23 protein-coding genes are annotated in these 19,714 nt (G+C 69.1%); 12 read left to right on the forward strand and 11 right to left on the reverse strand.

Annotated elements, in window-relative coordinates; genetic code table 11:
- The first annotated feature begins 28 nt into the window (after positions 1-28).
- On the forward strand, positions 29-1,102 hold the full coding sequence (locus tag MX571_RS03100; protein ID WP_247414131.1) for a DUF7350 domain-containing protein: 1,074 nt from the start codon (positions 29-31) through the stop codon (positions 1,100-1,102).
- 269 nt (positions 1,103-1,371) lie between these two features.
- Positions 1,372-1,812 (forward strand): DUF4385 domain-containing protein, encoded by a 441-nt coding sequence (locus MX571_RS03105; protein WP_247414132.1) that lies wholly within the window; start codon positions 1,372-1,374, stop codon positions 1,810-1,812.
- Between the two features lie 7 nt (positions 1,813-1,819).
- On the opposite strand, the gene MX571_RS03110 is transcribed toward MX571_RS03105, so the two are convergent.
- Positions 1,820-2,701, reverse strand: a complete 882-nt coding sequence (locus tag MX571_RS03110) for a DUF8155 domain-containing protein (RefSeq protein ID WP_247414133.1) — start codon at positions 2,699-2,701, stop codon at positions 1,820-1,822.
- A gap of 131 nt (positions 2,702-2,832) precedes the next feature.
- Between MX571_RS03110 and MX571_RS03115 the strand changes: the two genes are divergently transcribed.
- Positions 2,833-3,513 (forward strand): lipoyl protein ligase domain-containing protein, encoded by a 681-nt coding sequence (locus MX571_RS03115; RefSeq protein ID WP_247414134.1) that lies wholly within the window; start codon positions 2,833-2,835, stop codon positions 3,511-3,513.
- A gap of 81 nt (positions 3,514-3,594) precedes the next feature.
- On the forward strand, positions 3,595-4,929 hold the full coding sequence (locus tag MX571_RS03120) for a dihydroorotase (protein WP_247414135.1): 1,335 nt from the start codon (positions 3,595-3,597) through the stop codon (positions 4,927-4,929).
- 17 nt (positions 4,930-4,946) lie between these two features.
- Here MX571_RS03120 and MX571_RS03125 read toward each other — a convergent pair whose 3' ends face one another.
- The 5 genes from MX571_RS03125 to MX571_RS03145 form a co-directional block, all read right to left on the reverse strand.
- Positions 4,947-5,324, reverse strand: coding sequence for a DUF7268 family protein (locus MX571_RS03125; protein ID WP_247414136.1), 378 nt, complete (start codon positions 5,322-5,324; stop codon positions 4,947-4,949).
- 1 nt (position 5,325) lies between these two features.
- Entirely contained in the window at positions 5,326-6,279 is a 954-nt protein-coding gene (locus MX571_RS03130; protein WP_247414137.1) for an ABC transporter permease, read from the reverse strand.
- Positions 6,279-7,322, reverse strand: coding sequence for an ABC transporter permease (locus tag MX571_RS03135; protein ID WP_247414138.1), 1,044 nt, complete (start codon positions 7,320-7,322; stop codon positions 6,279-6,281). The genes MX571_RS03130 and MX571_RS03135 overlap by 1 nt, the downstream gene beginning before the upstream one ends.
- Before the next feature lie 39 nt (positions 7,323-7,361).
- Positions 7,362-9,116 (reverse strand): ABC transporter substrate-binding protein, encoded by a 1,755-nt coding sequence (locus tag MX571_RS03140; RefSeq protein WP_247414139.1) that lies wholly within the window; start codon positions 9,114-9,116, stop codon positions 7,362-7,364.
- 65 nt (positions 9,117-9,181) lie between these two features.
- Complete coding sequence (locus MX571_RS03145) at positions 9,182-11,815, reverse strand: dipeptide ABC transporter ATP-binding protein (RefSeq protein WP_247414140.1); 2,634 nt, start codon at positions 11,813-11,815, stop codon at positions 9,182-9,184.
- Between the two features lie 104 nt (positions 11,816-11,919).
- Between MX571_RS03145 and MX571_RS03150 the strand changes: the two genes are divergently transcribed.
- Positions 11,920-12,438, forward strand: coding sequence for a DUF7529 family protein (locus tag MX571_RS03150; protein WP_247414141.1), 519 nt, complete (start codon positions 11,920-11,922; stop codon positions 12,436-12,438).
- Between the two features lie 19 nt (positions 12,439-12,457).
- Here MX571_RS03150 and MX571_RS03155 read toward each other — a convergent pair whose 3' ends face one another.
- Positions 12,458-13,243, reverse strand: coding sequence for a DUF5806 family protein (locus MX571_RS03155; protein WP_247414142.1), 786 nt, complete (start codon positions 13,241-13,243; stop codon positions 12,458-12,460).
- A 190-nt stretch (positions 13,244-13,433) separates the two neighbouring features.
- On the opposite strand from MX571_RS03155, the gene MX571_RS03160 reads away from it, so the two are divergent.
- Together MX571_RS03160 and MX571_RS03165 are read left to right on the forward strand one after the other, a co-directional pair.
- Positions 13,434-13,802, forward strand: a complete 369-nt coding sequence (locus tag MX571_RS03160) for a universal stress protein (protein ID WP_247414143.1) — start codon at positions 13,434-13,436, stop codon at positions 13,800-13,802.
- Complete coding sequence (locus MX571_RS03165; protein WP_247414144.1) at positions 13,799-14,338, forward strand: GNAT family N-acetyltransferase; 540 nt, start codon at positions 13,799-13,801, stop codon at positions 14,336-14,338. The genes MX571_RS03160 and MX571_RS03165 overlap by 4 nt, the downstream gene beginning before the upstream one ends.
- A gap of 28 nt (positions 14,339-14,366) precedes the next feature.
- Here the strand turns inward: MX571_RS03165 and MX571_RS03170 are convergent, their stop codons facing one another.
- Entirely contained in the window at positions 14,367-14,747 is a 381-nt protein-coding gene (locus MX571_RS03170) for a universal stress protein (RefSeq protein WP_247414145.1), read from the reverse strand.
- Positions 14,748-14,898: 151 nt separating this feature from the next.
- Here MX571_RS03170 and MX571_RS03175 point away from each other — a divergent pair, with 151 nt between their 5' ends.
- Both MX571_RS03175 and MX571_RS03180 read left to right on the forward strand, forming a co-directional pair.
- Positions 14,899-15,351, forward strand: a complete 453-nt coding sequence (locus MX571_RS03175; RefSeq protein ID WP_247414146.1) for a universal stress protein — start codon at positions 14,899-14,901, stop codon at positions 15,349-15,351.
- Positions 15,352-15,609: 258 nt separating this feature from the next.
- Entirely contained in the window at positions 15,610-16,746 is a 1,137-nt protein-coding gene (locus MX571_RS03180; protein WP_247414147.1) for a DHH family phosphoesterase, read from the forward strand.
- A 215-nt stretch (positions 16,747-16,961) separates the two neighbouring features.
- Here the strand turns inward: MX571_RS03180 and MX571_RS03185 are convergent, their stop codons facing one another.
- The 3 genes from MX571_RS03185 to MX571_RS03195 all read right to left on the reverse strand — a co-directional run bounded on the left by MX571_RS03185 (position 16,962) and on the right by MX571_RS03195 (position 18,340).
- Positions 16,962-17,393: a DUF5807 family protein gene (locus MX571_RS03185; protein WP_247414148.1), complete on the reverse strand. Its 432-nt coding sequence runs from the start codon at positions 17,391-17,393 to the stop codon at positions 16,962-16,964.
- A gap of 103 nt (positions 17,394-17,496) precedes the next feature.
- Positions 17,497-17,919, reverse strand: coding sequence for a DUF7112 family protein (locus MX571_RS03190; protein WP_247414149.1), 423 nt, complete (start codon positions 17,917-17,919; stop codon positions 17,497-17,499).
- A gap of 4 nt (positions 17,920-17,923) precedes the next feature.
- Positions 17,924-18,340, reverse strand: coding sequence for a 30S ribosomal protein S6e (locus tag MX571_RS03195; RefSeq protein WP_247414150.1), 417 nt, complete (start codon positions 18,338-18,340; stop codon positions 17,924-17,926).
- A 91-nt stretch (positions 18,341-18,431) separates the two neighbouring features.
- Between MX571_RS03195 and MX571_RS03200 the strand changes: the two genes are divergently transcribed.
- The 3 genes from MX571_RS03200 (at position 18,432) to MX571_RS03210 (ending at position 19,651) form a co-directional block, all read left to right on the forward strand.
- Positions 18,432-18,734 (forward strand): hypothetical protein, encoded by a 303-nt coding sequence (locus tag MX571_RS03200; protein ID WP_247414151.1) that lies wholly within the window; start codon positions 18,432-18,434, stop codon positions 18,732-18,734.
- Positions 18,735-18,911: 177 nt separating this feature from the next.
- Entirely contained in the window at positions 18,912-19,244 is a 333-nt protein-coding gene (locus tag MX571_RS03205; RefSeq protein WP_247414152.1) for a hypothetical protein, read from the forward strand.
- Positions 19,245-19,330: 86 nt separating this feature from the next.
- Positions 19,331-19,651: a WNWW family protein gene (locus MX571_RS03210; RefSeq protein WP_247414153.1), complete on the forward strand. Its 321-nt coding sequence runs from the start codon at positions 19,331-19,333 to the stop codon at positions 19,649-19,651.
- Positions 19,652-19,714: the final 63 nt, after the last annotated feature.

Below are 19,714 nucleotides of genomic sequence, written 5' to 3' on the forward strand. Positions count from 1 at the left end.
ATATCACCGACAGCCGCCCCTTAACTGTATGCGCCGCCGGACGTTCCTCGCCGCGACGAGCGGGGCCGTGCTCGCCTCGGCCGGCTGTCTCGGCCGGGGGGCAGACGCCGACTACACCCCGCCCCCGCGCGTCGAGAACCCACCGTCCGGCGTCTACCGGCCGACCGCCAGCGTCGCGTCGGCGCTCGTCGACACCGCCGACGCGGGGCCGTTCCGGCTGGCCCTCCTCTACAGCTATCCCACGCGGTTCTGGGAGGTCGTCGGCGAGCAGACGTACCTCCGCGACGCGGCCGACGACGACTCGGTCCACCTGATGGCGCTGGCGTGGGACCCCGAGACGGGCGTCGTCTTCCCCGAGGTGGGCCTGACGGTCGAGGTCGCCCACGCGGAGGGCGGCGACGGACACGAACCGGGCGACCTGGTCGCCGAGGAGGCCGTCTACGCGATGCTCTCGCAGGGGCTCGGCTTCCACTACGGCGACAACGTCGCGCTCCCCGGCGACGGCACGTACGCCGTCACCGTCGCCGTCGGCGGGCTGCAGGTCCGCCGGACGGGCGCGTTCGCCGGCCGGTTCGGAACTCCGGCGAGCCACACGTTCACCGTCGAGTACGCCCGCGAGGAGCGAGACGAACTCGCGACCCGCGAGCAGACGGACGCCGGGGAGCCGGGTGCCGTCGCGCCGCTGGTCGACCTCCCCGTACCGACCGCCGTCGCCCCCGACGGCGACTCGTCGTGGACCGACCTCGGCCGGACGACCGTCGCGGACGCGGTGTTCGTCGCGCGACTGCTGGAGGGCGACGCCGCCGCACGGTTCGACACCGAGCGCTACCTGGCGCTCACGGTCCGGACGCCGTACAACCGACTCCTCCTCCCGGCGATGGGCCTCCGCCTTCGGGTGGTCCGCGAGGGGGCGACGGCGTTCGAGGAGATTCTGACGCGCACGATGGACCCGGCGCTTCACTACCACTACGGCACCGCGATTCCGGCGCTCGAACCCGCAGACGAACTGGTGGTCGAGACGATGACGCCGCCGCAGGTCGCCCGCCACGACGGCTACGAGACCGCGTTTCTGGATATCGCCGACGCCCGCCTGACCGTGTAGTAGGGGCCGTGGCCACGTCGTTCGTGTGTATTGGTGGCACTGGACGCTGGCTACAGGTGTCACCCCCGTCCGACGCGGGAACCGATAGACGTAGCCGTCAGACTGGTTCTCGCGGGGGGGTTCCGACTAACTGCGACGGACGGGACGACGACCCCGACCCAATCATCACCGTCGGACCGGCCGCCGCGACCAGTTCTTGCCACCCTTTTCGCTCCCGTTCCGCTCGACGACCACAGGTTGACGCCGACGGCACCACAGCGTGTAGTCGAATGACCGACGACGGCCCCGAGTACGACGTGGACTTCCGCGAACATCCCGAGCAGTACGACATCGGCCGCGGCGAAGAAGGCGTGTTCAAGGTCGAACCCTACAAGTCCGAACTCCTCCCGCTCTGGGGGTACACCGACCGCGAGACGGCGGACGAGGCCGGCGAGGCCATCTACGAGCAGTTCCGTGCGTACCGCGACCGCGAGGAGTTCGTCGGGATGGACATGGCCCGCAAGTACCTCCAGATGGGCTACACTCGCTCGATGCGCTACGCGCGCTACCCGGGCGGGCAGAAGTACGAGGATGGAGAAGAGCGCGACCCGGAACACTGGGCCGACCACGACAAGCGCGAGGCGGCACTCGTCTACGAGGTCTGGTGGGGGAGGGTGAGAGCGGACGACCGGTACCAGGAACTGAAGGAGCGATACCGGGACTCCGACTGACGACGCCTCACCCCAGTACGGTCGGGTCGTGGGTCGGGTCCAGCGTCACCTCGACGTCGTCACCGACCGCGAACGCGTGGTCCGGGCAGACGACCTTCGCGCCGAACCCCGCGTCGCGGGCGAGGAACAGCGAGAGACCGGTGGCTCGCTCGCCGTTCGCGAACACGGCGAGGTCGTTCCAGATTACGTCGCGGCCCGACGCGACGCCCACCTCCTGCCCGAACAGCGTCACCGGGCCGTCGCTCGCACCGTGCGCACCGCCGCCCGGATAGTGGACGAGGCCGCCGTCGAGGACCCGGCCCTCGCCCGAGGCGACGCCAGCCAGCCGACCCGGGTCGGGGTGGGCGGGCGCGTCGAGGACGACGTACGTCTCGCCCGTCTCGCGGACGCGGCCCGTCCCGTCCCAGTCGAGGGCCAGCGGGTCGGTCCCGAGGGCGATGGGCACCGACCCCGAGGCGCGGTACGGGTTCGCGTCGGGCGGCCGGAAGCCGAGGTGGACGTGGTTGTCGACCCACGGCGCGAAGAACCCCGCGCGGACGAGCGTCCCGAGCGAGTCGCCGACGGCGACGTGGTCGCCCGCCGCGACGCTCGGCTCGACGTGGAGCAGCCGGGCGACGGTGCCCGGCGGGGCGTCGACGGGCGAGTCGTCGTCGAGTTCGACCAGAATCAGGTGGTCCTCCTCGACGGCGTACGGCTTCGGTGGTGCGCGCACCGACCGCGTGTCGAGCACCTCGCCCGAGACGGGCGAGGGCGCGCCGGTCGCTCGTTCGGGACCCACCTCAGGATACAGGTCGATCGCACAGCCCGCGTCGTGGGCGACGTACGGCGAGTTGTACAGCGACAGCCGCGGGTAGCGTTCCAGCACCGACTCGGGCAGCGTCACCGCCATTGCGCGTGCTTCGGGCCGTGGCGGGTTAGCCACGTCGGAACCCACGTGACGTCGACGGAACGCAACCACGGCGCGACGGCGAACCGACCGACGAGCGGACGACTTTACCGCCCACCGACCCAATCCGGCCCATGCGCGTACTCCGCGGCCGGGCCGACGACCCGGCGGCCGACCGGGCGGTGACGCGGGCGCTCGTCGAGGACGCCCGCGACGACGGCGAGGCGGCGGTCCGGGTGTGGACGCCCCACCGACAGGTCGCGTTCGGGCGACGCGACACCCACGCCGAGGGCTACGAGTCGGCCCGCGCGGCGGCGACCGACCGCGGCTTCCCGCCGCTCGAACGGAGCGTCGGCGGGCGGGCGGTGGCGTACACCGGCGAGACCGTCGCGTTCGCTCGCGTGACGCCCATCGAGGACGAGCGCGTCGGCATCGACGCACGCTACGAGGCCGCCGAACGCGACCTGCTGGCGGCGCTCGACTCGCTGGGCGTCGACGCCCGGCCCGGCGAACCGCCCGACTCGTTCTGCCCGGGGAGCCACTCGCTCCAGGCCGAGGGGAAGGTCGTGGGCCTCGCCCAGCGCGTCCAGCGCGGCGTCGCCACGACGGCGGGTATCTGCGTCGTCGCCGAGCACGAAGCCATCGCCGAGGTGCTCGACGCGGTGTACGGAGCGCTCGACCACCCGTTCGACCCGGCGAGCGTCGGGAGCGTCGCGCGGGCTGGTGGGCCGAACGACCCCGACGCGGTCGTCTCGGCCATCGAGGACGCCCTCGTCGGTGACGGCGAGCGTCGCGTCGAACGCCTCGACGCCTGAGCGGACGGATACCTCGGAGAAGTAACCCCCGCGAATCGGTCGAACAGACAGGATTACGGACCGTGCCGTCCGACGAGGGGTATGCTCATCAGGGACGCCCAGTTCGCGGACGGTCGAACCCGCGACGTCCGGGTGCGCGACGGGCGCATCGTCACGGTCGGTCGCAACCTGCAGGAGAACGACTCGCGGGTGGTCGAGGCCAACGGGAACCTCCTGTTGCCGGGCGTCGTCGACGTCCACGTCCACTTCCGGGAGCCGGGCCACTCGCACAAGGAGACCTGGGCGACCGGCTCTCGAAGCGCCGCCGCGGGTGGCGTCACCACCGTCGTCGACCAGCCCAACACCGACCCGCCGACGACGACCGGCGCGGCGTTCGACGAGAAGGCGAACCTCGCCGCGAAGTCGCTCGTCGACTACGGCCTCAACGGCGGCGTCACACCCGACTGGGACCCCGACTCGCTGTTCGAACGCCCGCTGTTCGCGCTCGGCGAGGTGTTCCTCGCGGACTCCACCGGCGACATGGGCATCGACGCCGACCTGTTCCGCGACGCCCTCGGACGCGCCCGCGACGCCGGCGTGCCCGTCACCGTCCACGCCGAGGACGCCGACCTGTTCGACGAGAGCGTGCTTCCACGAAGCACGAATGCGAGCGGGGAGCGAAGCGACCCGCGAGCGGCCCGCAGCCGAGAGGACGCCGACGCCTGGAGCGCGTTCCGCACCGCCGACGCCGAGATAGCGGCGGTCGAGCGCGCCTGTTCGGTCGCCGAGGACGTCGGGACCTCGATCCACGTCGCTCACACCTCCACCCCGGAGGCGGTCGACCACGCTCGTAGCGCGGGGATGACCTGCGAGGTGACGCCACACCACCTGTATCTCTCGCGGGACGACTACGACGACCTTGGGACGTTCGGGCGGATGAACCCCCCGCTACGGAGCGAGGAGCGCCGCGCGGCGCTGTTCGACCGCCTCGCCGACGGCACCGTCGACATGGTCGCCACGGACCACGCGCCACACACCCGCGAGGAGAAGGACGCGAGCGTCTGGGACGCGCCGAGCGGCGTCCCCGGCGTCGAGACCGCCCTGCCCCTCCTGCTGGAGTCCGTCCGGCGGGGCGACCTGAGCTACGAACGCGTGCGCGACGTGACCGCCCGGAACCCGGCGCGGGTGTTCGGGCTCGACCGCAAGGGCCGCATCCACGAGGGGTACGACGCCGACCTGGTGCTCGTCGACCCGGAGGATAGCCGGGAGATTCGCGGTGCGGACCTCCACTCGAACTGCGACTGGACGCCGTTCGAGGGGAAGCGAGGGGTGTTCCCGAAGTGGACGATGCTCCGCGGCGAGTTCGTCTACGAGCGCGGCGAGGACGGCGGCGAGGAGCGCTTCGGCGAGGCGAGCGGGCGGAACGTGCGTGAGTAACAGTCCGTCGCCGCGTTTCAGAGCGCCGTGAGGACGCTCCCGAGGACGGCGACGGCGGCCATCGAGCCAGCGCCAGCACCTGCGACGCGAGCCATCGCACGGCGCGAGTCCGCTTCCGACCAGTCCGACGCCGTGTCGCGGAGTCGCTGTGCCGACTCGACGCTCTCGCCGAGCAACACCGACCCCGACCACCCGAGCGTCCCGAAGCCGAAGACGAGCGCACCGAGTGCGAACGCCGTCGTACTCGCACCACGAGGGTCGTCACTCGTGGCGAGAAGCGCGAGGTAGAGCACTGCCCCGAGGACCGCCCCGACGACCGCACTTCCGGCGAGCAGTCGGGCGCTGGCCCGGAGATACTGCCGAAGCGCGTCGGTCGAGTCGAGCGGGTCGGCCACGTCAGTCGACGGTCTCGCGCATCCGCGGGTCGAGCGCGTCACGCATCCCGTCGCCGAGCAGGTTGAACCCGAGGACGGTCACGGCGAGGAACAACCCGGGGAAGAACGACAGCCACCACTTGCCGGTGAGCAGGCCGTTCTCGACACCCTGTGCGAGCATGATACCCCACGAGGGCGTCCCCGGTTCCGCACCGAACCCGAGGAACGACAGCGCGGCGAGGTCGATGATGGCCAGCCCGAAGTTCAGTGTCGACTGGACGGTGACGGGCGCGAGGCAGTTCGGCAGGACGTGCTTGACGAGCACGCGCGGGTCGGTCGCCCCGAGCGCGACCGTCGCGTCGACGTACTCGTCTTCGAGCACCTTCAGCGCCGCGCCACGGACGACCCGGGCGAACCGGGGCGTGTAGACGAGCGTGAGGGCGATGACCGCCTTCCAGAGACCCGCGCCGAAGATGGCGACGAGCGCCAGTGCGAGCAGGAGGGAGGGGAACGCGAGGAACACGTCCATCGTCCGCATGATGACGTTGTCCGTCACGTCGCCGTAGTACGCCGCGAGGATGCCGAGACCGACGCCGAGCAGCGTCGAGAGACCGACGGTGATGGTGCCGAACTTCAGCGCCAGCCACGCGCCGTACAGCGTCCGCTTGTAGATGTCGCGGGCGGCGGAGTCCGTCCCGAAGATGTCCGTCAGCAGCCCTTCACCGGCGAGTGCCCCCGGTGGAGCCTTGTTCTGGGCCGACCCGAGCCGGGAGCCGGTGATGGCGCTCAGGTCCGCGCCGAACGGCCCGGCGACGAACAGGCGAGCGTACAGCGCCGTCACCACCATCCCGACGATGATGACGATGCCGGCGACGGCGAGGCGATTCGAGAGTAGCTGTGAGAGGAACGGCGAGGCGCGGAGGCGGTCGAGGAACCCCCGCGAGTCCGCCGTCCTCGTCTGGGTTTCGGCTGCCATTACTGTTGGATACGTGGGTCGAGGTAGCTGTAGGTGATGTCGACGCCGAGGTTCACGAGCGTGAACAGCAGCGCGAACGTCAGGACGGTGCCCTGCACGAGCGGGTAGTCGGTCGCCCCGATGGCGCTGACGAGCATCGTCCCGATACCGCCGATACCGAAGATGGTCTCGGTGAGGACGGCCCCGCCGAGGAGCGTCCCGAACTGGATGCCGATGACGGTGATGACCGGGATGAGCGCGTTCCGGAAGCCGTGTTTCATCACCGTTATCTTCGCGCCCTGGCCCTTCGCGCGAGCCGTCCGCATGTAGTCCTGTCTGACCACTTCGAGCATCGACGAGCGCATCATCCGCGACAGCAGCGCCATCGAGTAGATGCCGATGACCGCCGCCGGCAGGAACATGTGCTGGACCGCGGAGACGAACGCCTCCCAGTTCCCCAGCAGGATGGTGTCGACGGTGACCATCCCCGTCAACGGCAGTTCCGTGCCGAGCAGCGTCCACGTCTCGGGCAGGAAGAACTGCGTGCCGATGCGGCCGCTCGTCGGCAGCCACCCGAGCGTGGTCGCGAACAGCAAGATGAGCAACGGCCCGCTCCAGAAGATGGGGACGGAGATGCCGGCGAGCGCCCCGACCCGCGTCAGGTGGTCGGTGACCGTGTCCTGTTTCACCGCCGAGAGCACGCCCAGCGGGATGCCGAACAGGATGCCGAGCACCTGTCCGTACAGGGCGAGTTCGATGGTGACGGGCAGTCGGTCGACGAGCACCTCACGAACCGGCGTCCCCTTCGCGATCTGGTAGGAGTTGCCGAAGTCGAACTGGATGGCGTCGCCGAGGAACCGGACGTACTGGACCCAGATGGGGTCGTTCAACCCCAGTTCGGTGCGGACCTGCTGGACCTGCGCCGTCGACGCTCGCTGGCCGACGATGACCTTCGCCGGGTCGCCGGGCGCGAGGTGCAGGATGGCGAACACGAGTGTCGCGACCCCGAACAGGACGGGGATCAACAGGAGGAGGCGTTGCAGTACGAACCGCTTAGATACCATTGTGTAACGTGATGAGAGTGAGTCGGTGGTGAGCCGGTACTAGTTCAGCTGGACCGTGTTGAGGTACGGCCCGCCGACGGAGCTGACGGTGTAGCTGTCCGACGCGACCGCCTGGTTGACGCCACGGAGCGTCTTCGCGTAGTCGATGAACACCCACGGTGCCTCGTCGTGGGCGATCTTCGCGGCGTCCTGATACAGCGACTTGCGCTGGGCTTCGTCGTAGGTGGACTGGCCCTCCTCGACGAGGTCCATGTAGTCGCTGTTGGCCCACGCCGAGACGCTGAGGGTGTTGTACCCCTCGGTGTCGAAGCTGACCCAGTCCTGATCTTCCGGAATCTCGCTGCGGTTGACCTGCGGGTGGAGCAGCGCGTAGAAGAAGTTGTCCGGGTCGGCGTTGTCGGTGTACCAGCCGAGGAAACACGCGTCGTGTTTGCCCTGGTCGGTGTAGTCGAGGTACGAGGAGAACGTCGAGAACTGGTTGATGCTCACCTCCAGCCCGACGTCGGCGAGGTCGGATTTGACCTGCTGGGCCGTGTTGACCGGCGACGGGTTGTACCCACGGGGGTTCGAGAACGTCGCGAGTTCGAAGGAGAAACCGGTCTGACCGGCCTCCTCGAGCAGCGACTGCGCCTTCTCCTTGTCCTGTGGGTACGGGTCGAGACTCTCGTTGTACCCCAGCACGTTCGGCGGGATGGGCTGGTCGGCCTGCGAGGCGAAGCCCTCGTAGATCTGGTCGACGATGGCCTTCGTGTTGATGGCGTAGCTGATGGCCTGGCGGACCTTCGTGTTACGGAACGCCTCGAAGCGGTCCATGTTGAACGCCATGTACCCGATGTTGATGCCGTCCTTCTCGGCGAGCGTCGCACTGTTTGCGTTCTGAATCTGCTGGGACGCCTGCGCACCGATGCCGTCGATGATGTGCGAGTCGCCGTTGAGCACCGACTGTGCGCGCGTCGAGTTGTCCGGGATGGTGTCGAAGATGACCTGTTCGACGTACGGGCCGTCCCCCCAGTACTCGCCGTTGCGCGTCAACTGGACGCGCTGGTTCGAGGAGTCCATCTGCTCGAAGGTGAACGGACCGGTCCCGATGGGGTTGCTCCCGAGTTCGACCTGACTCGCGGGGTCCGCACCCAGCTCCTCGATCTGCTTCTTCGAGAGGACGGAGGAGGCGAACATCGCCAGGTTCCGCAGGAAGGGAGCGTACTTCTGGGTGAGTTCGAGTTCGAGGTTGTAGTCGTCTTTCGCGTTGACCGAGTCGATCCAGTCGCCCAGGGTGAACGGCCCGTACCCCGAGGCGTTCTCGGTGCCGAGGTAGTACTCGTACTCCTCGTCGACGAACCGGCGGAACGTGGCCTCGAAGTCCGCGGCGGTGAACTCCGCGCCGCTGTGGAACGTGACGCCTTCGCGGAGTTTGAGGGTGGCCGTCGTCCCCTCCAGGTCGTACTCCGTCGCCAACCCGGCTTCGAGTTCGCCGCCGCCACCGGGGACGAACTGGATGAGCTGGTTGAACACCTGGTTGGTGACCTTCGCGACTTCGCCGCTGGTCGTCTGCTGTGGGTCGTAGTTCGTCGGGTGGTCACCGCGCGAGTAGACGAGCGAGCCGCTGGGGTCGACGTCCTCGCCACCACCGCCGTCGCCGGAGCCGTTGCCGCCGCCGTCGCCGTCGCCGTCACCGGAGCCGTTGCCGTCGTCACCGCCGCCGTCACCACCGAGACAGCCAGCGACGGTGGCGGCCGCCGCCGTACTGCCGGCTACTTTGAGAAACGTACGTCTATCGGTGTCATCATCGACCATACCACACACGGCACATCGTGACTGATAACTCTGCCGGAGTCTGGAAGCGGAAATTAAGCCACAGTCTAGTGGTTTTGCGGACGTTCGTCGTCGTCGGACGGCTGGTCGTACAGGTGACACGCTGCGGGGTGGGGCGCCTCCTGCAGGGTGGGTCGCTGGCGTTCACACACCGTCTCGAAACGCTCGCGAAGCGTCTCGGCCGCAGCCTCGTGGTCACCGGCGAACAGGTGCTCGACGGCCTGCTCGATCGTCTCTCGGTTGGTGCCCGTGAGTCGGGTCTCGAACAGGTCGTCGACGACGGAGGAGGGATTCGTACTGGCCATCGTCCCCTCGACCCGTGCCTCGGTGCCACCGTCGGCCGCAGTCGCGGGGGTCTGTGGGTCGCGCATCGCTTCGACATCGATACGGCCGTCTTCGACACGCTGGCGGAAGTCCATCACCTCCCGGAACGCCTCCTGGTCGATATCGACGTCCGACGGCGGGATGACGGACGGACAGCGCGTGCGGAACCGACACCCGGAGGGTGGGTCGACCGGACTCGGCACGTCCCCCGAGAGGATGACCCGGTCGGCGGTCACGGTCGGGTCGGGTTCGGGTATCGCCGAGAGCAACGCCCGCGTGTAGGGGTGTTTCGGGTCGTCGAACAGTTCGTCGGTGGCGGCGACTTCGACCACCTCGCCGAGGTACATGACGGCGATGCGGTCGCAGATGTGCCGGACGACCGAGAGGTCGTGGGCGATGAACAGGTACGTCAGCCCGAACTCCTCCTGTAACTCCTCCATGAGGTTGAGGATCTGTGCCTGCACGCTCACGTCCAGTGCGCTCACGGGTTCGTCACAGACGATGAAGTCGGGGTCGACGGCGAGTGCCCGGGCGATACCGACGCGCTGACGCTGGCCGCCGGACATCTCGTGGGGGTAGCGGTCGCGCTGACTCGGGTCGAGACCGACGGCCTCCATCAGCTCGACGACCCGCTGGCGGCGCTGGTCCTTCTTCGAGACGTCCTGCGACGGGGCCTCGGCGGGCAGGTCGTGGATCTTCAGCGGTTCGGCGATGGTCGCCGCCACCGTCTGCCGGGGGTCGAGACTCGACAGCGGGTCCTGGAAGATCATCTGCATGTCCCGGCGCTTCTTCCGGAGGTCGGACTTCGAGAGGTCGGCGATGTCGTCACCCGCGAAGACGACCGTCCCGTCGGTCGGTTCGAGCAGTCGGAGGATGGAGCGTCCCGTCGTCGACTTCCCGCACCCGGACTCGCCGACGAGCCCCAGCGTCTCGCGTTCGTGGACGGTCAGGTCGACGCCGTCGACGGCCTTGACCGTCCCGAGGTCGTCACCGAGCCACTCGTCGAGCATCCCGTCGGCCCGCGAGAAGTGTTTCTTCAGCCCCTTCGTCTCCAGGAGGGGGTCGCCCGTCGGGGTCTTCGAGGAGGCCCTGATACCCGTGTCGGTGCCGTACTCGCTCTTGTCGAACGATTCGAGGATGCACTTCGAGCGGTGGTCCACGTCGTCGGGGCCGTGCTGGAGGTACGGAATCTCTCCCTCCGTACACTCCGGTTTCGCCCACGGACAGCGCGGCGCGAAGTTGCAGCCCTCGGGCATGTCGATGAGGTCGGGGACGTTCCCCTCGATGGGCGTCAGGCGCTCGGCGTCCTCGCTCGGAATCGATTCGAGGAGCGTGTACGTGTAGGGGTGCGACGGGTTCCCGAATATCTCCTCGACCGGCCCCTCCTCGACGATTTCACCGGCGTACATGACGGCGACGCGGTCACACGTCTCGGCGACGACGCCGAGGTCGTGGGTGATCATCAGGACGGACATCCCGAGGTCCGCCTGCAGCTCGTTGATGAGGTCGAGGATCTGCGCCTGGATGGTCACGTCGAGCGCCGTCGTCGGTTCGTCGGCGATGAGCAACTGCGGGCGACACGCCAGTGCGATGGCGATGAGCACGCGCTGACGCATCCCGCCGGAGAACTCGTGGGGGTGTTCGTCGACGCGCTGGCCGGGTTCGGGGATGCCGACCTCCGCCAGTAACTCGATGGTCTCCTCGCGGACCTCCTCGCTCAGCCCGCTTCGAGAGAGCGACTCGCGGACGGCGTTGAACCACGAATCCTTCTTGCGCCCGCCGTAGCGGTGGAGTTCCAGGGACTCGGCGACCTGCTCGCCGACCGTCAGCGCGGGGTTGAGCGAGGTCATCGGGTCCTGGAATATCATGCCCATGTCCCCGCCTCGAATCTCGCGCATCACGGTCTCGGGGGCGGCGGTCAGGTCGACGAACCCCTCCTCGATGTGGACCGAGCCGTCGCCGCCGCTCACGGCGATCTGCTTCGGCGAGTCGCGGGCGGCCCGCGCCACCTCGTCGGGGGCGCTCGTCTGGCCGTCGCGCGCGGTGCCGGCCTCGACGTGGATGTAGCCGTCGTGGTCGGGGGTCGCGATGTGGTCCGGGTGCCGGCGGGCGAGTCGACGAACGGTCTCGACGGCCCGGAACGAGACGGTGCCGCCGGCGATACGTCCCGGCGAGTCGACGAGATCCATCGCCGAGAGCGCGGTGACGGACTTGCCCGACCCGGACTCGCCGACGAGACCGACCGTCTCGCCCTCGCGGACGGTCAGGTCGACGCCGTCGACCGCCTTGACCGCGCCGCGGTCCGTGTCGAACTGCGTTCGGAGGCCGGAGAGAGAGAGTAACTCGTCTGCAGTCACATCCGGCAATGAACGAACGGGAGTAAAGGCGTTTTGGGAGTCCACTGCACGGGTCTGACCCACACATGAGTAACGCGTTTACGTCGCCGGACGCCACGGCGAGTATGAACCAGCCACCCGACGGGGAGCGAGACCACCCCCTCGACGGCGTCGCCGACCACTGGGAGGCGGTCATCGACGACATGGCCACGACCGCCGAGCAGTTGCGCGAGGCGGGTGCCGACGTGGTCGAACTCCACCCCGGAGACATCACGCCGCTCCCGGCACTCGGTGGGTTCGACGTGCTCGTGCCCGACGGAGAGTTCGACGCACTTCGCGACGTCGTCGCCGACGCCACGCTCTCGGAGACGGACGTGTTCCAGGCCGAAGCCGCCGGCGTCGTCTTCACCGTCGCGGTCCTCGCCGCGTCCGACGGGTCCGCGGCGGTCTGCTGTCCGCTGTACTACGACCGCGCCGACGAGGAGGTGACTGCCCTCCACCGGGACGTCACCGACGACGGGCCGCTCCGCGTGTTCGTCCGGACGCTGTCGAACGACGAGGCGGTCGGCCTCACGTTCGACGACCCGAGCGTGTTCTTCGACGACACCGAACGGTCGAGCGACGACCCAGAAGAGACGGCGTGAGCCGCGACGACGACTCCGCTCAGTTCTCGGCGTCCTCCTCGTCCCGCATCTCGGCGCTCGCCGCCCGCACCTCGCGCATCACGCTGGAGATGCGCTCTTCGGCCTCCAGTTCCTCCTCGACGCTCAGGTCGACGCCCTCCACTTCGAGGAGGAACTTCGCCACCTCCGTCGACTCGTACATCACGTCGTCGAGTTCCTCGGCGGTGAAGAAGTCGCACATCGCGCCGTAGAGGAACGTCGCACCCGCCTTCCGAATCTTGTCCTCGAACGCAGAGCGCGCCTGATTGACCGCCTGCGGCGTGTAGGTGTCCTCCATGAACGGGACGAGTTCCGGTAAGTTCTCGCCGATCTTCGTCATCTCGACGCCCGTCTCGGTGCGGAAGTCGGAGCAGAGTCGCGCGATGGCCCACTCGCGGGCCGTGATGTAGGTGCGGTCGCGCAGGAACTTGTTGGCCCGGTCGTACGTCGCGCCGTCTATCTTCTTGAACCGCGCGTACTTCTGGACGTCTTCGGGGATGTCCCGCTCCTCCTCGACCGCCTCCGGGTCGGGGACGCCGGGTTGTGGCGCTTCGACCTCCGCAGCGGTCGGCTCCCGTTCCGCTGGTTCTCGGTCGGTCCGGTCGTCCGTCGAGTCGACCTGCTCGCTCGTCGGTGCTGGCTCGTCCGCCGACTCGGCCGGGTCGTCCGCCGGGCGGTCCTGCTCGTCGGTGTCCGACTCGGTCGGTCCCGTCGCGTCGACCGGGTCCGACTCCTCGGCCGCGTCGGGGTCGGATTCGGGGACGCCGTCGGGCGACTCCTCGCTCATGTCACGTTCTGGTCGGTGGGGGTGTAAGAGGGTGTCGGCGTCGGCCGCCGACGAGCACCCCGTTCCGACGTTGGACGCGGAAACAATCGTCCCCCAGCGATGGCTCAGAGCGTCCGTCGACGGCCACAGTTCATCTGGGAGACAGTTTCGCGCCGGGAGGCTTTTGCCACCCGAGGGCTACGGGAGACGTATGCGAACGCTCGTGGGCATCGGTGGCAGCGACGACTCCCTGCGGGCGCTCTCGGCCGCGCTGGACCGGGCGCGGGAGGCGGGCGACGACGTGACGGTGGCCGTCGTCGAGAACCCCGACTCCTCGCTGTCGGTCGAGGAGGTCGAACGACGCGCTCACGAGCAACTCGACGAGCGCGAGCTGGACGCGTCCGTGCGCATCCTCCGGGGGCACCCCGGCAGCCGCCTCATCGAGGTCGCCGACGGCGAGGGGTTCGACCGCATCGTCCTCGGCGGCGGCGAGACCAGTCCGCTCGGGAAGATAAACATCGGGAGCATCGCCGAGTTCGTCCTGCTCAACGCGAACACCTCGGTCACGCTCATCCGATGACGCCCGACCGCATCTACCCCGAGGAACCCGTCGACCGGTTCGAGCGACCGCCCATCTCGTTCGAGGACCGCGACGGCCGCCCGGTGACGGTCCGGGACTACGAGACGACCGACGAGGCGTTCGAGTCGCTCGTCGAGATGTACGTCGCCTTCGACCCCGAGGACCGGGCGCAGGGCATCCCGCCGTCGGGCGAGCAGCAGGTCCGGGACTGGCTGGGGAACATCCTCGTCGACGACTGCACCAACGTCGTCGCCGTCGTCCCCGACGGTCGGTGTATCGGCCACGCGACGCTCGTCCCCGACGGGTCGGGAGCCTACGAACTCGCCATCTTCGTCCTCGCCGCGTACCAGGGCGCGGGCATCGGGACGCACCTCATCGAGGCGTTGCTCGGAGCGGGGCAGGAAGCCGGCATCGAGAAGGTGTGGCTCACCGTCGAGCGCTGGAACCACCCGGCGGTGGCGCTCTACCGGAAGGTCGGCTTCGAGGCCGCCAGCACCGAGAGCTTCGAGATGGAGATGTCGGTTCGGCTGGGGTGAGCGGCGACGGTCGACCGGTCGCGGAGAGTCAGACCGACAGCACCGGCTGTTTCGCGTACTGGAGGACGTAGCCCGCCGCTTTCCCGAGGAGTTCGGAGGGCTGTTCTCGGGGGATGACGATGAAGTCCGCGCCGACGTCCTCGCTCGCGTCGAGGACGACGCTGCCGGGGTGGTGGGTGAGCGCCGAGGTGGTGAACCCGTACGCCGAGGAGTGACGGACGGGCACGTCGCCTGTGAGCATCTCGGTCGCCACCATCATCTCCTCGGTGTGGCTCTCGTCGTCCCGGTCGAGGATGTACAGCGCGTGCACGCCGCCGTCGTAGCGTTCGGCGACCGCGACGGCCACCTCGACGGCGCGCGACGACAGCGGGCTCCCATCGACCGGAACGAGCACCGTCTCCACGTCCATACCGACCCCTCCGCGAGCGAGAGCAAAAACCCTCGGGGAACGCTGCCACGCAGACGACGGACCGCTCGGAACCCGCCCGGACCACCGAGCAGTCGGGACTGCTCGCGCCGCGACCATCGGTTATTAGCCGTCGCACCGCACAGGGTCGGGTATGTTCGAGACGGTCGTCATCGCGACCGACGTCAGCCCCAGCGCGGAGCGTGCGGTCACGGCCGCCGTCGACCTCGCCGACCGGTTCGACGCGGGCGTGCACGTCCTCTCGGTCGTCGAGGGCGACGACGCCAACCACGAGCAGCACGTCCGAACGGAACTGGCCCGCCTCGCCGGGACCTTCGGCCGGCCGGTGACGACGGCCGTCCGCCACGGCGACCCGGGAACGGTCGTCCTCGACTACGTCGACCGCGTCGGGGCGGACCTCGTCGCGACCGGGACCCGCGGACGCGACAGTCCGTACTCCTACCACCTCGGGAGCGTCGCCGAGCGCATCGCCCACGACTCACCGGTGCCGGTGTTGACGGTGCGACAGTTGGAGGTGGGAGATTCGGAGCGAGTGACCGAAGAGAACGAGCGAGAATCTCCGAACGCCGAGCGGCGAACGAAGTGAGCCGCGAGAGGCTGGGGGATTCGGAGGGAGCGCGCGGTTCGGACTGAGTGCGTGGCTCGGAACGAGCGCAAGCGAGTGAGAGCCACGGTAGTGCGAACGGTGAGCGTAGCGAGCCGTGAGCAACGAGCGAAAGCGAGCGAAGGAGAACCGCGAAGACGCGAACGGGGACCGGAGTGACCCGTGAGCGCGCAGGGAACGAACGGGAATCCCCCACTGCCGAACCACGCCCTTCATCCCGATGGCCCCGCTCTCACGGGCATGGACGAGACGCTCATCGACAGCGACACCCTTCCGCTCTCCCGGAAATCCATCCTCCCGGGGGCCGGCTTCTTCACCCCCGACCGCGAGGGACCGAGCGAGGGGCGCATCGCCCGTCTCGAACGGGCCGAGACGGTCGTCGTGGCCGACGGCGACGCCGACGGCCTCGGCTGCGTCGCGCTCATCCGCGAAGCACGCGAGGACCCGCGCCTGCCCGTCTCGGTCGACGACGACGAGATCGAGTACGAGGGGACCGTGCCGGTCGTCCCCACCTCGCCCCACCGACTCTCCGAGGCGCTGGAACAGGTCGTCGATTACACCCCGGCGGGCGTCAAGGTGTTCGTCTGCGACCTCTGTCCCGACCGAGAGGGCGACGTCGAACCGCTGGCCGACCTCGTCGACCACGCCTCCTCGGTGTCGTGGTTCGACCACCACCAGTGGGACGAGGACCTCGCGGCGCTGGTCCGGGCGGCCGACGTGGACCTCGTCGTCGGCGAGTCCGACGAGGAGTGCACGACCGACGTGACCCTCCGCAGTCTCGACCACGAGTTCGACGACCAGTACCGGGACCTCGCGGCGGTGACGCGCGACCACGACCTGTGGCTCCGCGAGGACCCCCGCTCGGACGACCTGGCGGACTTCGCGTACTGGGCGTACTACGAACTGTACGTCGAGACGGTCCGCGAACACGGCGCGGACCTGCCCGAGGAGGCCGAGCGCTACCTCGAAGAGCGCCGCATCGAGAAGCAGGCGCTCATCGACCAGGCCGTCGAACGCGCCGAGATGCACACCATCGACGGCGTCGTCGTCGCCGCCACCTACGGCCGCTGTTCGCAGAACGAGGTCTGCGAGACGCTCCGCGAACGCGGCGCGGACGCCGCCGTCGTCGTCAAACCCTCCGGTAGCGCCTCCATCCGCGGGAGCGACGGGTTCGAGCGCTGTCACGAGGTCGCCGGACAGGTCAACGGCGGCGGCCACCCGAAGGCGGCGGGCTGTAAACCGGACATCTACGACGACATGCTCGACTACGCCCACCACTGGACGACCCGCGGCGCGGTGGCGACGCAGGTCATCCTCGACGCGTTCAGGAACCTGCCGGACGTGGACGACGAGGAAGGCGTCGATACGGAACGCTAGTCGGGCCGACTGCGCTCGCCGAAGCGTCGTCTCTCAGTCGTACGGGTGAACAGCAGCGCACCAGAGCGGGGGGCGACGCGGCCGGTCCCGGCGTCGGTCTGCTCCGTCTTTCCGAGATTCTCGTTCACTCGCTGGCGCTCGCTCACTTCGGAAGACTCGCTGCCGCTCGTCTTCCGTGCTCCCGCTCGTTTCACTCGCGGGAACTCCGAATCTCGCTACTCCTCGACGACCCAGCGGTCGGAGTACGACGTCCCGCAGGAACAGGCGGCGTAGGCGTGGACCACGTCGCCGTGTTCGTAGAGGCCGCCCACCTCCTCGTTCTGCTCCTCGGCGAACGCGAACAGGAACTCGACCGCGTGGTCGGCCTCGGGTTCGTCGGGGTGGGCGCTCGGACAGTCCCCACCGGTCAACTCTGGGTCGATGTCGCCGTCGGTGTCCATCGCGGACCCCGCGAACTCCATCGGGTCGATGCCCGTCGCACTCTCGAACGCCGAGCGTCCCTGGTCGCCGGGGAGTACCAGCACGACGCCGTCGTCGACCGACTCGCCGTGCCCGCCCAGGGCGTCGAGGTCGACGTCACCCGCGACGTAGATGACGACGTCGTCGGTTCGCTCGCCGTGCAGGAACTCGCGTCGTGGCGCGTCCATGCTCCGGCGGAGGTGGGCGGGAGGGAAAAGCGGCGCTGTTCTCGTGGCCGAAGCGAGTCGAGGCCACCGAGGCGAGCGATGTGATGTGACTGACGACCGCGACTCAGCCGTCGAGGTCGTTCGCGATGTTCGAGAGGGAGTCGTTCGGGGAGTCGACGGGCGTGTAGACGGCGCGCTCGCCGGGGGCACGGACGCCGTAGAGACCCTCGTCGACCGCGTCGAAGTGGACCGACCGGCCGAAGTCGAGGCCGTTGTCCTCGGCCCACGCGACGAGGTGGTTCTCGCCCTCGCGTTCGCGGGCCATCCGGGCGTTGTCGTAGGCACCGCGTATCTCGACGGTGCCGTCGACGGCCTCCTCGATGGTGGTGTGGTAGGTTGTGCCGTCGAGGACGAGACGCACGGGGCCCTCCGGGGCCGCGACGTCGTCGGGGAGAACGAGTTTCGGGCGACTGGTGCGGCCCGAGCGCTCCAGTTTGGCGCGCTGGGTCACGACCGACGCGTGGTCGTGGGAGATACGGTCGGCCACTGCGTTACTCGTCGTCGTCGCTCTCGTCGCCCTCGTCCGATTCGAGGCCCAGCAGGTCCGCGACGGACTCGCTGCCGCGGTCGGCTATCTTCGCGTTGATCTGTCGGGTCTCCTCGCCCACCTCGCTCCCGCGGACGGTGACGCGCTTGCGCTCGCCGTCGCGCTGGGGCTTGTAGCCGACGCCGCCGGTCAGGAGGACGCGCTTGATGCCCGGTCCCGCGACGTCGGGGCGCATCGGTCGGCCCGCGTTGTCGGAGCCGCCGGTCAACTCGACGGTGTAGCCCTCCAGGCCGACGGCACTACCGTCGACCTCCTCACCGAGCGAGCGCCCGATGAATCGGTTCGCGTCCTGTCCATCCACGTCGAACTGGTGTGTCGTGCCGTCCTCGGGGTCGGCGACGACGACTTGAAACTCGGCCATACGGTGGCAAAACCGACGCGTAGTCAAAAGGGTACTGAAACGACCCTCCGCGGGGAGAAAGGGAGATGAACCGTGCTAGCGTACATGACGTGTGAACAGGTATCCAGCTACCGCGTACGACGACGCATCCTACCAGGCAGACGCGGCCGTGGTCGCGGCCGCCGTGGGCGACTTCGGGGCGGCCAGCGACCACGTCCGGTCGGCGTTCGCCGCCCTCCGGTCGTCGCCGTACACGGACCACGTCGAGGCGGTCCACCGTCTGGGTGTCGACGCGGCGGGCGCACTCGCGGCCCCCGACGCCGACCGCGACCGCGTCGTGGCGCTCCTCGAAACCTTCCGGACCGCGGTCGAGCGGTGTCACGAACGAGCGGTGGCCGACGTCAGGGCACGCTGAGCCGGGCGGACCAGCGAATCGACGAATCGGCGATTCGAATTCGGCCCCTCCGCGACTTCCGACCCGTCGGCAGGGACGCTCCGAGCCGACGGTTTGCTATGTATTGCCTCACCGAACGGCCACCACTACGTGCGTAGCTGTAACACCCGTGACCGAGCGGCCGCTCTCCACGAGCGAATGCGTACCGAACAGCCGACCTCCCAGCCGACGTACGACGGTGCCGCCTACGCTATCGACGAGGCCCACCAGCACGCCACCGACGACGAGGCGTGGGACGCCGTGGGTGACCTCGCCCACGACGCCCTCGAACAGGTGAGCACCGCCCCCTACCCCCACCTCGTCGACCGCCTCCACCGGCAGGCGACCGACGTCGTCCTCTCGTGCAAGCGCGACCCGGTCGACGACAGCCACGTCCTCGCCCGACTGGACCAGATGCAGACCACCCTCGCGGAGATGCAGGCGCTGGCCATCGCCGGGACGACGATGCTCCCCGACGAGTTCGACGACTGAGCCCGACCGACACGACGACGGGACGGGGAGTGACGACGACCGCCGCAACGCCGAGGGCTATTGCGCTCCCGCCCCTCGACTCCCGCATGCCACCCGCACCGGACGACCGACCACGTGACGCCGACCAGCGCGGAGACGACCCGTCGTTCCCCGAGGCGCTCGCGTCGGCGTTCGACGCCACCGACGCCGAGATTCGGGTCGTCGCCAGGCAGGCGCAGGACCTCGCCGACTCGGGGCGCTACCGGGCCGACACCAGCCACGAGTTGACTCCCGGCGTCGTCGTGACCGAACTCGGCGACGCGCCCGACGACGGCCTCCCGTCGAAGTGGAACTGGTGGGTCGGGGCGCTCGACCTCGCGTACGGCGACTACGCCGAGTTCCGCATCCAGGCCTACCGGTCCGAGTGACCGTCGGGGAACGGACCGGGCAAGGGGAGTGTCGAGGACCGACGGAGCCAAACCGCTCGCACC

It is taken from the genome of Halomarina salina (assembly GCF_023074835.1).
GTDB classification, from domain to species: Archaea; Halobacteriota; Halobacteria; order Halobacteriales; family Haloarculaceae; genus Halomarina; species Halomarina salina.

Bases quoted from the DNA above. Each gene is read 5' to 3' on its own strand.
- MX571_RS03180 (WP_247414147.1), top strand. From the start codon at position 15,610: ATGGACGAGACGCTCATCGACAGCGACACCCTTCCGCTCTCCCGGAAA.
- MX571_RS03155 (WP_247414142.1), bottom strand. From the start codon at position 13,243: ATGAGCGAGGAGTCGCCCGACGGCGTCCCCGAATCCGACCCCGACGCG.
- MX571_RS03175 (WP_247414146.1), top strand. From the start codon at position 14,899: ATGTTCGAGACGGTCGTCATCGCGACCGACGTCAGCCCCAGCGCGGAG.
- MX571_RS03195 (WP_247414150.1), bottom strand. From the start codon at position 18,340: ATGGCCGAGTTTCAAGTCGTCGTCGCCGACCCCGAGGACGGCACGACA.
- MX571_RS03160 (WP_247414143.1), top strand. From the start codon at position 13,434: ATGCGAACGCTCGTGGGCATCGGTGGCAGCGACGACTCCCTGCGGGCG.
- MX571_RS03165 (WP_247414144.1), top strand. From the start codon at position 13,799: ATGACGCCCGACCGCATCTACCCCGAGGAACCCGTCGACCGGTTCGAG.
- MX571_RS03210 (WP_247414153.1), top strand. From the start codon at position 19,331: ATGCCACCCGCACCGGACGACCGACCACGTGACGCCGACCAGCGCGGA.
- MX571_RS03150 (WP_247414141.1), top strand. From the start codon at position 11,920: ATGAACCAGCCACCCGACGGGGAGCGAGACCACCCCCTCGACGGCGTC.
- MX571_RS03135 (WP_247414138.1), bottom strand. From the start codon at position 7,322: ATGGTATCTAAGCGGTTCGTACTGCAACGCCTCCTCCTGTTGATCCCC.
- MX571_RS03110 (WP_247414133.1), bottom strand. From the start codon at position 2,701: ATGGCGGTGACGCTGCCCGAGTCGGTGCTGGAACGCTACCCGCGGCTG.
- MX571_RS03205 (WP_247414152.1), top strand. From the start codon at position 18,912: ATGCGTACCGAACAGCCGACCTCCCAGCCGACGTACGACGGTGCCGCC.
- MX571_RS03105 (WP_247414132.1), top strand. From the start codon at position 1,372: ATGACCGACGACGGCCCCGAGTACGACGTGGACTTCCGCGAACATCCC.
- MX571_RS03130 (WP_247414137.1), bottom strand. From the start codon at position 6,279: ATGGCAGCCGAAACCCAGACGAGGACGGCGGACTCGCGGGGGTTCCTC.
- MX571_RS03115 (WP_247414134.1), top strand. From the start codon at position 2,833: ATGCGCGTACTCCGCGGCCGGGCCGACGACCCGGCGGCCGACCGGGCG.
- MX571_RS03120 (WP_247414135.1), top strand. From the start codon at position 3,595: ATGCTCATCAGGGACGCCCAGTTCGCGGACGGTCGAACCCGCGACGTC.
- MX571_RS03185 (WP_247414148.1), bottom strand. From the start codon at position 17,393: ATGGACGCGCCACGACGCGAGTTCCTGCACGGCGAGCGAACCGACGAC.
- MX571_RS03100 (WP_247414131.1), top strand. From the start codon at position 29: ATGCGCCGCCGGACGTTCCTCGCCGCGACGAGCGGGGCCGTGCTCGCC.
- MX571_RS03170 (WP_247414145.1), bottom strand. From the start codon at position 14,747: ATGGACGTGGAGACGGTGCTCGTTCCGGTCGATGGGAGCCCGCTGTCG.
- MX571_RS03140 (WP_247414139.1), bottom strand. From the start codon at position 9,116: ATGGTCGATGATGACACCGATAGACGTACGTTTCTCAAAGTAGCCGGC.